The organism is Truepera radiovictrix DSM 17093 (assembly GCF_000092425.1).
GTDB classification, from domain to species: domain Bacteria; phylum Deinococcota; class Deinococci; order Deinococcales; family Trueperaceae; genus Truepera; species Truepera radiovictrix.
Genome location: NC_014221.1, coordinates 1,150,409 through 1,163,714 on the forward strand (window position 1 = coordinate 1,150,409; position 13,306 = coordinate 1,163,714).

Consider the following 13,306-nt stretch of genomic DNA (forward strand, 5'->3'; position numbering starts at 1 on the left):
GGGCTAGGCTTCGCGCTCGCGCACCGCATCAGCCGGCAGCAGCCGCGCGGCGGCGAGCGCCGGACCCGCGCCGAAAAGGGCGGCTACGAAGAACGCGAGGGCGACGGCGAGAGCGAGGGCGGGGAGGTCGATGAGAAAGGGCACCCCCTGGAGCCGCGCGGCGAGGTAACCCAAACCGACGCCCAAGAGCAACCCGGCGGCGCTCGAGAGGGCGGCGAGGCGCAGCGCCTCGCCGAGGAACTGGGCGAAGATGTCGGTGGTGCGGGCGCCGACGGCGCGCCGCACGCCGATCTCGCGCACCCGTAAGGAGAGTGCGACGAGCATCTGCGCGGCCAGCCCGCCGCCGCCCAGGAGCAGCAAGGCGGCGGCGAGCGCGCGGTAGACCGCTGCGAGGCTCAACAGGGCGCCCCGCACCTCCGGGTAGAAGTCCTCGGCGCGCATGACCGTAAAGGGGATGCGGTCGTCGCCGTAGCGGGCGTTCAGCACGTCGGCCCCCGTTTGCAGGGCCGCCGCCACGTCCCGCCCCGGCGCGACCTCGACCAAGATGCTGCCGAACCCCTGCGCGCGCACCATCGGCCCCGGAAAGAGCACCTGCTCGTCGCGCAGCCCGCCGGGGATATTCTGTGTGCCGCTCCGAAACACGCCGACGACCGTCCAGGCGCGACCGAACGCATGCACCTCGGCACCCAGGGGGTCGGCCTCGCCGAAGGTCTCAGCGGCGATGAGCTGACCCAGGGCTACCTCGGCGGCGTCCGGTGCGGGCCAGCGCCCCGCCAAGAGTTCCGCGCCGATCATCTCGGCGAAGGGTTCCTCGGCGGCTTGCCAGGTCGAGAGGTAGGAGCCCGCCGGACCCTCGAGGGTCGAGAGCGTAAAGGCGCGTTTGTACGCCGTGCGGGAGAACCCCTCGGCGGCGGGGCTCGCTAGCAGCGCTTCGTAGTCGCGGCGGGTGAGCGAGGTGAAACCGCGTGGGTCGCCCAAGCCCTCGGTCAGGACGCTCGCATAGGTGCCGATGCGCTCGCCCACCCCGCCCAGGATGCGACGCGTCTCGGCCTCCGCCGCGCGCGCGGTCGTCGCCTGCACGACGAGCCCCGCGACCCCCAACGCGAGCCCCGCTCCGGCGAGCAGGAGCCGGCGCTGCGGGGCGCTCGAGGCGCCGCCACGCATCACCTGTGCCGGGGGCTGCCGCGCCGCCCACAGTGCGGGGAAAAAAGCCGCTACGGCGACCAGCAGCAGCAAAGGCGGCGCGAGCAGCAGGAGCGACCGGAGCCCTGGCGCGGCGCTCACGCCGGTCGCGCGTGTCAGCAGCGCCGCCCCCAGGTAGGCCAAGGGGGGCGCGAGGACGAGCCCCGCCACGCCCCAGGGGAGCGCCCCCCACAGCTCGCCCAAGGTCACGTCCTGCCGGGTCGCGCCGACCGCGCGCCGCACGCCGAGCTGCCGCACGCGCGAAAGGGCACGCGCGAGGTAAAAGGCCAGTAGGTTTGCCCCGGCGCTTAGCAGCACGGCCGCGACGCCGAAGCCGAGCGCCCCGCCCAGGAGCCGCCCGACCGTTTCGCGCAGCTCGGCGCCGTACTGCTCGGTCAGCGGCAGGACGCGGTAGCCCTCTATCCCCTCGCGTTCTAGCCACGCCCGCAGCGCCGCGCCCGCGCTCCCGAACGCCTCGGGAGTGGTCTCGAGGAAGAGAAAGCTCGGCCCCCCCTCCGGGCCGAAGTAGGCTTCGAGTGGCACGAAGATGGCACCGTCTAGTTCCGCGTCCACCCACCCGCGCGCGCGCACGCTCTCCAGCACCCCCACGACGCGGTACGGAAAGCCGCCCGCCTCCACGGTCTCCCCCAACATCTCGCGGAGGTTCGCGCCGACGACCGCCTCTGTGGGCGCTTCAAAGGGGCGGCCCGCCGCGAAGGCGAAGCGGCGCACGCCGAAGAACGCCGCGTCCACCCCGATGAGCGGGTACGAGACCTCCTGCGTTACGAGCCGCGAGACGTTCGTGCTGAGCGCCACCCCGACCACGCCGGGCAGTGTCGCCAACGCGCTCAGGTCCCCCGGCAGGGGGTCGAGTGGCATAGAGGGCCGCTCCGGGTCTAAGTCCGGCTCCACGAGATAGGTGTGTTGGCCCACCGTCTCCCGCAGGGCGCGCAGGGTGTCGCTCGAGCGCTCCCAGAGCCCCAGCGTTACGCCTAGCACCCCCCCGGCGAGGGCGACCGAGAGGAGCGCGACGAGGTTGCGAAGGGCGTTCACGCGCGCTTACGGCCCCGATACTGCCGCGAGCGCTTGCCGCAGCGAGGCGTCCAGGGTCTCTTCCGCCGCCACTAAGATGAGCGCCGACTCGACGCGGTTGTCTTCGCCTATCACGGCGGCTTGAAACGATCCCCAGCGCAGCACGTCGCTAAGTTCTTCTGGCGAATCTTCCGAGAAGAAGGTCCAATCGGGGAAAGCTGCTTGGAGTGCGTCCCGATTTGCGTCATTCATCGCAAACGCCACCCCCTGCACGCCGTAGCGCTCGAGTAAAGGCGGCAGCGTCTCGAGCAAAAAGCGCGTATTGGAGGCCGGATGGTCGAACTCGGCGTAAGGCACCTCAATGCGGGTCTCTAAGGCAAACGCCTCGTCCACCACCCAGAGCAGATACCGGCCCACCCCGGGCAGTTCGGCGGGTGTGCCGGCGGCGCTGTAGAAGGTGCCCGCTAGTTCCGTCCCCGGCGTCATGAGGGGGTTGTTGTCGGGGAGCGCGAAGATTTTCGGCGGGAGGTCCGTCTGGGTCGTGGCGGCCCCGGCGGTGCCCAGGGAGACGAGCAATCTTAGCGGGCGCGACGTCAAGCTCTCTGTCACGGCGTTCCCCCTAGGGAGCGCCCCCGGCACTCTGCAATGCGAGGTTGAGGAGCGCTGGGGGCGGGTCGCCGGGTTGGGCGGGGGAGAGGAGAAAGGCCGCCTCGACCTCCCCAGATCCATTCACGACGAGCGCTTGCGTCTCTAGAAAGCGCAAAAAAGGCTCAGGTGCGCCGATGGCGACGAACTGCCAATCGGGAAACGCCGCTTCGAAGGTGGGCAGAACTGCTTCATCCCCGGTCACGAGCCCGACGCCCGGCACGCCGTAACGCTCTAGGAGCTCGGGCAGCGCTTCCAGCACCGCGCGCTGCTCGGCGGCGATGGCGCGGTCGTTGTCCGTCCCCTCTCCAGAAGCGTCTACGGCGAGGGCGCTGACGCGCATGAGGAGTGCGGGAGCGCTCACCGGCAGCGCCTCCTCTGGCACCTGCGTCCCGCGCGCCGCCGGTATGGGGGTGAGCGGGGGTTCATCGCCCGCCAAAAAGGTGCGCGCAGCCTCCGTGACGAGCGGCACGAGCCCCTGCGCCTCCCAGATACCGGGTAGCAGGAAGCGGTAGGCGACCCTCTGCCCTTCCATGAGGTAAAGCCCCGACAGGTTGGTGTCCCGCGCGAAGCCGCCCGACGAGACCTGTAAGGGAAGCGCCTGCGCGTCGTCGAACAAGACCTGCGCCACCGGCAGCCGCGCCGCTACCTCCGCGCGCTCGGCGTCCCCCGGCAGCGCCCCGAGCCGCCCGTAGAGGAGCGCTACGCTCTCCCCCTCGAGCTGAGGCCAGAGGGTCGTCACGGGGTTAACAAGGGTCGCGGCGGGATCGGCTTGGGGGTTAAGGTCGGCGAGCGGCAGCGCGTCCCGCGTGTCGAGGGCAAAGACTGCGTCCTCGACCCAGAGGAGATAGCGCCCGGTGGTGGGCAGCGTTTCCTCAGTGTCCTGAGCGTTTGTGAAGCTTATTTCGAGAAAGCTTCCCGGTGTGAGTGCAGCGTTTTCAAAAGGCACGGCGATAACATTCTGGGCACCTGCCCAACCAGATGCTATAAGTAAACATAGCGTCCAGTGCGTTCTCCGTTTTGCTGAAAGAAAGAAGTGCAACACGGTGGGCCTCCTAAGCTTTCAAGTGTAAGTAAAGAAGTAAGAGAAACCAGTTGCAGGCATGCTAGGTTGTGACAACTGGTTTCATCTAATCTGATTACACTACACAGAATGATTGACAAGTTCCGCAGCTTGGAGTTCCCGTCCGAGCGTTACACTGCGAGTCATAGAAGACAGGGGCACTGCAGTTTCTCGACCGCCCCTGTCCGCAAAACTGGCAGAAGAAGATTCTGCTTGGACCGCAATTCGTGTTTGCGAAAGCGGGCGAGAGTCCGATGAACCCGGATAGGATAGCAAAAACCAGAAGAACCTTTTTGCAGACTTTTCTCACCTTTTAACCTCCCCTTCTGTTGCCACGAGCGCTTCCGCAACCTCTCGAAAGTCCTCGCGGTAACCTAGGTCGACCCAGGTAACTAAACCCTCTTTTAAATACACCATTGAGGGAACCCCCGGCAGTTGCCACGCAATCGCTGTATCTCTAGCATGCTCGTGCTGGCTCGGACACCCTTCAAAAAGAGGCTCTTCACCTCTTGTGACAAGCACCGTGATATTCAAAGCGGTGTCTCGGCAAACTTCAGCTAGAACGTCACGCCCTCTCAAGCAAGCTTCGCAGCTCTCTCGGTAGAACACCAATAAGCCTGTGTAGTTTGCAAAGACCCCTTCAACGCGCTCTCCTATCGCAATGTTGTAGGCGTAGTCTAATAGGCGCGTTCCGTTCGCGACGTCTTCAACCATCATCCGCACTTCAGACGTCGCGATGGGTTCGGTGTACCCCTCGGCAATCTGACCATCTTTGAGGACAAGAACTGTCGGTGTTGTTTCAACCCTCAAGGTGCGTGCAACTAGCCTGTGAGACGTGTCCTGCAAATAAGGTTCATAGTCGAGTTCGGGTTCAGAGCCGATGTAGGTTACGGGGAGCCCTTCAAGCTCTTGTCTGAGGACTTCGCACGCCTTGCAGTCGGCGCTAACAAAAGCAAGTACATGTACGCCGCTCTCGAGCCCCAGACCATAAGGCACCATTTGCGCAAGACCAATGTGGAGTAGCATGAAGCCCATCGTAATGACGTTGAACCGAGCTAAGCGCATCGCTACCCCCTCCTTCTGCAACCTTGAAAACCATAAAAGCTTGTCTTTCGTTTGCCTAAAAGCTAGCAGTTTTTAACCCGCTGTACAAGTTATCGGTTCACGCCTTAAGCGTGAACCCTTCACGCCCCTGCCAACATCTCCTGCCAGAGCGAGAGCAAGTCGAAGTAGGCGAGCGCGAGCTGCACGCGGTTCTCTACGCCTACCTTCTCGCGGACGCTCATGACGAGGTTAGAAACGCGCCCCCCGGAGAGCCCCAGGCGGCGGGCGATAGCCGCGTTCGTGTGGCCCGTGGCGAGAAGCCGGAGCACGGTGCGTTCGCGTTCGGTGAGGGGGTCGGGGGGGAGCGGCGGCCCTTCATAAAAGGTCTCGCCGCGAGCGACGCGCTGCGCGAGGTCGGCAAAATCCACGGGTTCGCGCCCCACGACGGCGAGGCCCTGGGGGCCGAAGCCGAGCAGGTCGTGGAGGTAGAAAGGCGAGCGGTTGGCGGTGACGACGAGGGTCGGGGCGCTGGAGCGGGCCACTGCGATGAGCTGCGCGAGGGCGTAACCGGGGCGGTCGTCGACGATGAGGGTCAGCGGCCGAGCGGGCGGGCGCGCGGCGAGCAGCGCCGCGACCCGGGCCCGCGTCGCGCTGGTGTCGGCGTAGATGCGCACGGCCTCCTGCACCCTCCTAGTTTAGCGAGGTGCTTCTCTAAACTTTCTGGACTTTTGGGCGGGGCGTACACACCCGCCGCAGGGGATAATGGGGGGGTGACGCTCCCCGAGACGCTGCGCCGCGCCCTTTTGCGCCTCGCCCCGGAGGCGCGGCGCCTGCTCGTGGCGGTCTCCGGCGGTGGCGACTCGGTGGCGCTGTTGCGGCTGCTGCTGGCGCTCCCCGAGCCGCGGTGGGGGCTCGAGGTCGCTCACCTCGACCACGCCCTGCGCCCCGACGCGGCCGAGGCGGCGGCTTTCGTCCGGGCGCTCTGCTGGGAGCACGGGGTGGCTTGTCACACGGCGCGTGTCGACGTGGCGCGCATTGCAAAAGATAGGGGGTGGAACCTCGAGGACGCCGCGCGGCGGCTGCGCTACGGCTTCCTGACGCGCACCGCCAAGCGCGTGGGGGCGGACGCGGTGGTCACCGCCCACACCCAGGACGACCAAGCGGAGACGGTGTTGATGCAGCTCCTGCGCGGCGCCGCTCACCTCCAGGGGATGCCCGCGCGGCAGGGGCGGGTGCTGCGGCCGCTTCTGGAGGTGCCGCGTTCGGCCTTGCGCGCCTACCTCCGGGCGTTGGGGCAGGACTGTTTGGAGGACCCCACCAACGCCGACACCTCGCGCACGCGGGCGTGGGTGCGGCACGTCCTGCTGCCCACCCTAGCGGCGCGCGCGCCGCACGTCAAGGCGACCCTCGCGCGCCACGCCGCGCTGCAGCGCGACCAGGCGGCGCACTTTCGGCGGCTCGCGCAGGGGCTTATAAAGGACGCGGGGGCGGAGGTGCGCGCGCTACTCGCCCAAGACGTGGCGGTGCAGCGCGCCGCGGTGGCTGAGCTGCTGCGGTGCGCGGGGGTGCCGGTGGACGCGGGCCACGTGGAGGCGGTGCGCGCGGCGCTCCCCACCCCGCACCCGGTGCGTCTGTCGCTCCCGAAGGGGTACGCGGCGCGCGTCGCGTACGGGCGGCTCGAGCTCGTGGCGCCCACCGCCCCCCCGTCCCCTGCCCCCCCGCTCGAGCTGCCCGCGGAGCTCGACGCGGCGAAGCTCGCGGCGTTTCCGGCGGCGCGCTTTCGCACCCGCCGCCCGGGCGACCGCGTGCGGCTGCCCGGCGGTTCAAAAACGCTCGCGGACCTGCTCATCGACCGCAAGGTGCCGCGCGAAGCGCGCGACCGCCTGCGCGTGCTCGCCGCGCACGGCGAGGTGCTCTGGGTCGAAGGGGTGTTCGTCGACCCCCGCGTGGCGCGCGCGCCACCCGCCCCCGACGAGGACGCGCGCTGGATGCGGCTCGCGCTTAACGAGGCGCGGCGCGCGGCCGAACGGGGCGAGCTGCCAGTGGGGGCCGTCGTGGTGCGCGGCGGCGCGGTGCTGGGGCGCGGGCACAACACCACCCGCGAGAGCGGCGACCCGAGCGCCCACGCCGAGCTGCACGCGATCAGGCAAGCCGCTGCGGCCTTAGGCGACTGGCGCCTAGCGGGCTGCACGCTCTTTGTAACGCTCGAGCCCTGCCCGATGTGCTTCGGCGCCCTGCTCAGCGCGCACCTCCCGCGCGTGGTCTACGGCGCCACGAACGCGCGCGAGGGGGCGCTGGGCGGGGTGGCGGACCTGCAGCAGCACCCCTGGAAGCGCACCGTCGCGGTGCGCGGCGGCGTGCTCGCGGCCGAGGCGGGGGCGCTCCTCACGGCCTTTTTTAGGGCGCGCCGACAGGCGGCGTCGGGGCGGGGCGCACGTTAGAGGCGCGTCTCGGGGCGGCCCGGGGGTGTGCTATAACGTAGAGGAGCGTAGGTAGATGGTTGGAGGGCCGATGCAAGAAGAGACGTTGACACCGACCCCCGCGCGGGGGATGACCATGACCGCCGCCGCCGCTAAAAAAGCGAGCGAGCTTTTGCTGGCCAACAACAAGGAGAACGCCGCGATCCGCGTTTTCGTCAAGTCGGGGGGTTGCAGCGGTTACTCGTACGGCATGGCGATCGACGACCGGACGCTCGAGGGCGACAGCCTGTTCGAGGACCGCGGCGTCAAGATCGTGGTCGACAAGATGAGCCTGCCGCTCCTCGCGGGCTCCGAGATCGACTACATCGAGAACATGATGGGTGGCGGCTTTAGCGTGAATAACCCCAACGCCACGAGCGCCTGCGGCTGCGGGCACTCGTTCCGCACCGACGGCAAAGCAGCCCCCGACGGCCAAGGGGCGAGCTGCCACTAGGCTTGCGAGACCTGCGAACACCGCAAGTAGAGGCGGCTAAAGCCGCCTCTTTCGCTTGGGGTGGCAGGAGCGCTACGGGGTGTAGCGCAGCACCGGTTTGCGCGCCGCCTTGACCTCGTCCAAGCGGCGTACCGGCGTGGTGTAGGGGGCGTTTGGCAGCGCGTCGGGGTCTTCCTGGGCGCGCCGCAAGATGTCCGCGAGCGCCGCGGCAAAGGCGTCGAGCGTCTCTAAGCTCTCGGTCTCGGTCGGCTCAATCATCATCGCCTCGCGGACGATCAAGGGGAAGTAGACCGTCATCGGGTGCATCCCGTAGTCGAGGAGCGCCTTGGCGACGTCGAGCGTCTTGACGCCCGCGGGGGGTTGCGCGACGAACTCGTGCATGTTGACGCGGTCGAAGGCGATCTTAAAGCCCGCCTCGCGCAGCTTAACGCGCAGGTAGTTGGCGTTTAAAACGGCCGCGCTCGAGACCCCCCGTAGACCCTCGCGGCCGAGCGCGCGGATGTAGGTGTAGGCGCGCACGAGGTTGCCGAAGTTGCCGTAAAACGACCGCATCCGCCCGACCGAGTGGGGGAGGTCGACGTCGACGTCGAAGCGCTCGCCTTCGGGGGTCGCCACCTTTTTAATGATGGGCGTGGGTAAAAAGTCGCGCAGGTGCGCCTTGACCCCGACCGGGCCGGTGCCGGGGCCGCCGCCGCCGTGCGGGGTGGTAAAGGTTTTGTGGAGGTTTAGGTGCACGACGTCAAAGCCCATGTCGCCGGGGCGCGCGCGCCCGACGATGGCGTTGGCGTTGGCGCCGTCGTAGTAGAGGAGCGCGCCGACCTCGTGCGCGGCGCGGGCGATCTCCAAGATGTTGGTCTCGAAGATGCCCAGCGTGTTGGGGTTGGTGAGCATCACCGCCGCGACCTCGGGGCCGAGCGCCGCCCTAAAGGCCGCGAGGTCGACCTCGCCGCTCTCGGCGGTCGGCACCTCTTTGACCTCGTAGCCGACCATCGTGGCGGTCGCCGGGTTTGTACCGTGCGCGCTGTCGGGGACGATCACCACGCGCCGCGTCGCCCCCTCGCCGCGGTGCTCGTGAAAGGCGCGGATCATCAGGATGCCCGTGAGTTCGCCGTGCGCCCCGGCCGCAGGTTGGAGCGTCACGGCGTCCATCCCGGTGATCTCGGCGAGGTCGCGCTGCAGGTTGTAAAGGAGCTCCAGAGCGCCCTGCACCGCGTCCGGGTCGGCGTAGGGGTGCAGCTCGGCGAAGAGCTTGGCGGCCTCCTCGTTGACCTTCGGGTTGTACTTCATGGTGCACGACCCGAGCGGGTAGAAGTTGCCGTCAATCGACATCTGCCGGTGCGCGAGGCCGGTGTAGTGGCGCACGAGCTCGAGCTCGGAGACCTCCGGCAGCTTGGGCGGCGCCGCCCGCAGGTGTTCGGCGCCGAGGAGCGCCTGGAGGCTCTCCCCGTCCGGTTTGGGGGGGTGCGCCGCGCGCCGCCCCGGTTTGGAGCGCTCGAAGATGAGGGGGAAGTCGCCCGCTCGGGGCGCTTCGGGGGTCTCTCGCGGGGCCGCGGGCGTGGGCCCTGGGGCGGTGGTCATACGGACGCCTCCACAAGGTTTGCGCGCTCGGTCGGGGGGGGCGCCAAGACGCGCCCGAGCGCCGCGACGAGCAGGTCGATGTCTTCGGGGGTGGTGAGCTCGGTGGCGGCGAAGAGCGCCGCGTCGCCCAGGCCGTAGCTCGCGGGCACCGGGACGGCGGCCGCGACGCCGTGTTCGGCGAGCGCGCGGCGCAGGGCGCGGGCGCTCACGGGGAGGCGCACGGCGAACTCGTTGAAAAAAGGTTTGTGCGTGAGCGGCGCCAACCCCGCCTCGGCGAGCCGCCGCGCCAGCAGGTGCGCGTTCTGCACGCTCTTGGTGGCGGCCTCGCGGAGCCCTTGGGGGCCGAGCGCGCTCAGGTTCACGGCGGCCATGAGGGCGCTCAGTTGGTGGTTCGAGCAGATGTTCGATTTGGCCTTCGAGCGGCGGATGTGCTGCTCACGCGCCTGCAGGGTCAGCACGAACGCGCGCCGCCCCTCTAGGTCGGTCGTCTCGCCGACCAAGCGCCCCGGCAGCTGCCGCAAGAGCGGTTCGGTGACGACCATGAAGCCGAAGTGCGGGCCGCCGAAGGCGACCGGGTTGCCGACCGTCTGCCCGTCGCCGACGGCGACGTCCGCGCCGTACTCGCCGGGCGATTTAAGCACCGCCAAAGAGAAGGGGTCACACACCGCGACGAAAAGCGCCCCCGCGGCGTGCGCCGCCTCGGCGAGCGCGGGCATGGGCTCTAGGTAGCCCAAGAAGTTGGGGTTCTGCGCGACGACGCAGGCGACGTCCTCCCCGACCGCCGGTTCGGGGGTGGTGAGGTCACGCAGCGCGACCTCTTCGAGGGCGACCTCGAGCGGCCGCAGGTAAGTCGCGAGCACCTCGCGCGTCTCGGGGTGCACCCCTTGGCTCACAAGGACGCGGTGGCGCCCCTTGTGGCGCACGGCCAAAAGCGCCGCCTCGGCGACCGCGGTAGCGCCGTCGTACATCGAGGCGTTGGAGATGGGCAGCCCGGTGAGCTCGCTCATCATCGTCTGAAACTCGAAAGTCGCCTGCAAGATGCCCTGCGAGACCTCGGGTTGGTACGGCGTGTAGGCGGTGACGAACTCGCTCTGCAGCGCTAGGTGCGGTGTCACGGCGGGGATGAAGTGCCCCTTTAAGCCGCCGCCCAAAAAGCTCGCCCGCACCGGTTTGTTCTTTGCCGCGAGCGCGCGCAGGTGCCGCAGCAGGGCGGCCTCGTCGAGCCCTTCGGGGAGCCTCAGCTCGCCTACCTGGAGCGCCTCGGGGAGGTCGCCAAAGAGCGCGTCGACGCTCTCGACGCCGATCGCGGCGAGCGCCCGCGCGACGTCCTCGGGGGTGTGCGGGAGGTAGTTCACCCCTGCTCCTGAAGCGCTTCGTAGTCTTCGGCGCTGAGAAGCCCCGAGAGCGCGTCCTCGCCGGCGACGCGCAGCCGGAACATCCAGCCCCCGCCGTAGGGCTCGCTGTTGATGGTCTCGGGGGAGGTCTCGAGCTCGCTGTTGACCTCGGTGACGGTGCCGGCGACGGGCGCGTAGATGTCCGAAGCGGTCTTGACCGACTCGACGACGGCGACCGCCTCGCCCGCGGCGACCTCGCGGCCGACCTCGGGGAGCTCGACGAACACGACGTCGCCGAGCTGGTCTTGCGCGAAGTCGGTGATGCCGACGGTGAGGGTGTCGCCCTCTAACTTCGACCACTCGTGGGTGGGGCTGTAGCGGAGATCTTTGGGGGTGTTCATAGGGGCTCCTTAAGCGGGGCTATAGGGCTTAGCCTACCGGAAACGCCGCTTCGGGGGTGTGTACGGTCTTCCGTTGTCGTGGTCTACGTTTGGCTACGATATTTGTACTTGATTTGTACTTGCGTCTGCTGTCTCGCGCGGCGCTCAGCGGTCGCCGTCGGCTCCATTAGGAAAACCGCTCCTTACACGCGCGCCGTGACGACGGCGGTAGCGACCCGTGCGGGCGCTCACCCGTAAAAGGGCGGTTTGACCACCACCGCGGGCACCGGCTGCCCCCGGATCTCGACCGCGAGCTCGGTCCCCGGCTCGCTGTAGGCGCGCCGCACCCAGGCCATGGCGATGCCCTCGCGGGTCAGCGGCGAGATGGTTCCCGAGGTGACCTCGCCGACTTTGGTGCCTTCGTCGCTTTCCGCTTCCAGGACGTCGGCGGCGCCCGCCAAGACGCGGTAGCCGGGGCGAGCGACGCCGCGCTGCTTGAGCCTAAGCCCCACGAGCCGCCGCGTGCAGGTCCGGTGCCACATCGCCTCGCGGCCGAAAAAGGGTTTGTCCTTGACCACCCAAGCGAAGTCGGTGCAGCGGGGGTTGGTCTCGGGGCCGAGCTCGTGGCCGAAGAGGGGAAAGCCCGCCTCGAGCCGCAACGTGTCGCGCGCCCCCAGACCGCACGGGGTCGCGCCCGCCCCGACGAGCGCGCGCCAGAGTGTCGGGGCGTCTTCGGGGCGGCAGAAGATCTCAAAACCGTCCTCGCCGGTGTAACCCGTGCGGGCGAGCGTCACGGCGCACCCCGCGAGGGTGGTCTGCAGGGTGCGGTTTTTTTTGAGCGCGGTGAGTTCGGCCTCCGCGTGGCGCCCCGCGAGGAGGGCGGCGCCGGGACCCTGCAGGGCCAGGAGCGCCCACGCGTCCGACTCGTCGGTCACGGTGGCGTCGTAGTCGTAGCTGAGGCGGGTGAGGTGGGCGACCACGGCCTCGCGGTTGGCGGCGTTGCAGACGATCAGAAAGGCCTCCGGGGCGTCCCGGTAGACGTAGAGGTCGTCGATCAACCCGCCGCGGTCGTTGGGCAGCATCGAGTACTGGCCCTGCTGCGGTTTGAGCCGGCTCGGGTCGTTGAGGGTCGCGTAGCGTAAAAACGCCTCCGCGCCCGGCCCCGTGACGCGCACCTCACCCATGTGGGAGACGTCGAAGAGCCCCACCCCTTCGCGCACCGCCAGGTGCTCGGTGTGGATGCCGGTGCGGTACTGCAACGGCATCTCCCACCCCGCAAAATCCACCATGCGGGCGCCGTGCTCGAGGTGCAGGTCGAAAAGAGGGGTGCGTTTCATGGGTTTCAGCGTAGCACGGGCCTAGCGCCCCATCGCCCTGTGTTGATGTCTGAGGCGTACCTGGTTTGCCTTGGTTACGGCGCGTGAAGCGTCCGGATGGCCTCTAGGCGGTTTGGGCGAGCTTTTCGAGCACGCGCTGGGAAACGGCGCGCAGGGGCTCGAGCACCCCCTGACAGTGCAGCGCCGAAGCCTCGAAGACGGGCAGCCGCCCCTCGGGGTCGAGCACCGCGCGGAGCATGTCAAGGGGTAGCGCGTCGGGTAGGTCGCGCTTGTTGAACTGCAGGGCTAGGGGCAGCTCGGCGAGCTGCACGTGGTACTCGGCGAGGTTTTCGCGCAGGTTGCGGAGCGCCTCGGCGTTGGCGCGGAGCCGATGGGGCGCCGAGTCGGCGACGAAGACGACGCCGTCGACGCCGCGCAGGATCAGTTTGCGAGCGGCGTTGTAAAACACCTGGCCGGGGACGGTGTAGAGGTGAAAGCGCGCCTGAAAGCCGCCGACGTGGCCGAGCTCGAGCGGCATAAAGTCGAAAAACAGCGTGCGCTCCTCCTCGGTCGCCAAGCTGACGAGCTCCCCCTTGCGCTCCGCCGGGAGGTGCTCGAAAAGGCGCCTGAGGTTCGTCGTCTTACCCGACATCCCCGGGCCGTAGTAGACGATCTTGAAGTTGATCTCGCGGGCCGCGAAGTTAACCGTGCTCATGCCTCTGCCTCCGGTGTCTGCGGTGCGGCCGACCGGTGCGGTAGGGTGCTCTGGAGGTGGCTGTAGGCGGCGTTGCGGCGCAACACCCCCCAGCCGCGGCGGAC

The 13,306-nt window shown here is 68.6% G+C and carries 12 protein-coding genes; 2 read left to right on the plus strand and 10 right to left on the minus strand.

All coding sequences use genetic code 11. The features are described from left to right. Nucleotides 1-3: 3 nt before the first annotated feature. The 5 genes from TRAD_RS05340 to TRAD_RS05360 all read right to left on the minus strand — a co-directional run bounded on the left by TRAD_RS05340 (nucleotide 4) and on the right by TRAD_RS05360 (nucleotide 5,652). Complete coding sequence (locus TRAD_RS05340; RefSeq protein ID WP_013177569.1) at nucleotides 4-2,235, minus strand: ABC transporter permease; 2,232 nt, start codon at nucleotides 2,233-2,235, stop codon at nucleotides 4-6. Between the two features lie 6 nt (nucleotides 2,236-2,241). Further along, a complete protein-coding gene (locus TRAD_RS05345; RefSeq protein WP_013177570.1) occupies nucleotides 2,242-2,823 on the minus strand; it encodes a hypothetical protein in 582 nt (193 codons plus the stop codon). Between the two features lie 10 nt (nucleotides 2,824-2,833). Then, nucleotides 2,834-3,808, minus strand: coding sequence for a hypothetical protein (locus TRAD_RS05350; protein WP_041947159.1), 975 nt, complete (start codon nucleotides 3,806-3,808; stop codon nucleotides 2,834-2,836). A gap of 420 nt (nucleotides 3,809-4,228) precedes the next feature. Beyond that, nucleotides 4,229-4,948, minus strand: a complete 720-nt coding sequence (locus TRAD_RS15975) for a thioredoxin domain-containing protein (protein ID WP_148221190.1) — start codon at nucleotides 4,946-4,948, stop codon at nucleotides 4,229-4,231. A 158-nt stretch (nucleotides 4,949-5,106) separates the two neighbouring features. Then, nucleotides 5,107-5,652 (minus strand): helix-turn-helix transcriptional regulator, encoded by a 546-nt coding sequence (locus TRAD_RS05360; protein ID WP_049772977.1) that lies wholly within the window; start codon nucleotides 5,650-5,652, stop codon nucleotides 5,107-5,109. A gap of 84 nt (nucleotides 5,653-5,736) precedes the next feature. Between TRAD_RS05360 and tilS the strand changes: the two genes are divergently transcribed. Both tilS and erpA read left to right on the plus strand, forming a co-directional pair. Further along, complete coding sequence (tilS, locus tag TRAD_RS15120; protein WP_013177574.1) at nucleotides 5,737-7,407, plus strand: tRNA lysidine(34) synthetase TilS; 1,671 nt, start codon at nucleotides 5,737-5,739, stop codon at nucleotides 7,405-7,407. A gap of 70 nt (nucleotides 7,408-7,477) precedes the next feature. After that, a complete protein-coding gene (erpA, locus tag TRAD_RS05370) occupies nucleotides 7,478-7,879 on the plus strand; it encodes an iron-sulfur cluster insertion protein ErpA (protein ID WP_013177575.1) in 402 nt (133 codons plus the stop codon). Nucleotides 7,880-7,951: 72 nt separating this feature from the next. On the opposite strand, the gene gcvPB is transcribed toward erpA, so the two are convergent. The 5 genes from gcvPB to TRAD_RS05395 form a co-directional block, all read right to left on the minus strand. After that, nucleotides 7,952-9,457: an aminomethyl-transferring glycine dehydrogenase subunit GcvPB gene (gene gcvPB / locus TRAD_RS05375; RefSeq protein WP_013177576.1), complete on the minus strand. Its 1,506-nt coding sequence runs from the start codon at nucleotides 9,455-9,457 to the stop codon at nucleotides 7,952-7,954. Continuing rightward, nucleotides 9,454-10,812: an aminomethyl-transferring glycine dehydrogenase subunit GcvPA gene (gcvPA, locus tag TRAD_RS05380; protein ID WP_013177577.1), complete on the minus strand. Its 1,359-nt coding sequence runs from the start codon at nucleotides 10,810-10,812 to the stop codon at nucleotides 9,454-9,456. The genes gcvPB and gcvPA overlap by 4 nt, the downstream gene beginning before the upstream one ends. Then, the gene (gcvH, locus tag TRAD_RS05385; protein WP_013177578.1) at nucleotides 10,809-11,192 is read right to left on the minus strand and encodes a glycine cleavage system protein GcvH; all 384 of its coding nucleotides are present in this window, start codon (nucleotides 11,190-11,192) and stop codon (nucleotides 10,809-10,811) included. The genes gcvPA and gcvH overlap by 4 nt, the downstream gene beginning before the upstream one ends. Nucleotides 11,193-11,419: 227 nt before the next feature. Further along, nucleotides 11,420-12,508 (minus strand): glycine cleavage system aminomethyltransferase GcvT, encoded by a 1,089-nt coding sequence (gene gcvT, locus TRAD_RS05390; RefSeq protein ID WP_013177579.1) that lies wholly within the window; start codon nucleotides 12,506-12,508, stop codon nucleotides 11,420-11,422. Nucleotides 12,509-12,611: 103 nt separating this feature from the next. Further along, the gene (locus TRAD_RS05395; RefSeq protein ID WP_013177580.1) at nucleotides 12,612-13,202 is read right to left on the minus strand and encodes a GTP-binding protein; all 591 of its coding nucleotides are present in this window, start codon (nucleotides 13,200-13,202) and stop codon (nucleotides 12,612-12,614) included. Nucleotides 13,203-13,306: the final 104 nt, after the last annotated feature.

What these genes read in the sequence shown, in the direction of transcription:
- gcvT (WP_013177579.1), bottom strand. Translation starts at nt 12,508, where the DNA reads ATGAAACGCACCCCTCTTTTCGACCTGCACCTCGAGCACGGCGCCCGC.
- erpA (WP_013177575.1), top strand. Translation starts at nt 7,478, where the DNA reads ATGCAAGAAGAGACGTTGACACCGACCCCCGCGCGGGGGATGACCATG.
- gcvPB (WP_013177576.1), bottom strand. Translation starts at nt 9,457, where the DNA reads ATGACCACCGCCCCAGGGCCCACGCCCGCGGCCCCGCGAGAGACCCCC.
- gcvH (WP_013177578.1), bottom strand. Translation starts at nt 11,192, where the DNA reads ATGAACACCCCCAAAGATCTCCGCTACAGCCCCACCCACGAGTGGTCG.
- TRAD_RS15975 (WP_148221190.1), bottom strand. Translation starts at nt 4,948, where the DNA reads ATGCTACTCCACATTGGTCTTGCGCAAATGGTGCCTTATGGTCTGGGG.
- TRAD_RS05395 (WP_013177580.1), bottom strand. Translation starts at nt 13,202, where the DNA reads ATGAGCACGGTTAACTTCGCGGCCCGCGAGATCAACTTCAAGATCGTC.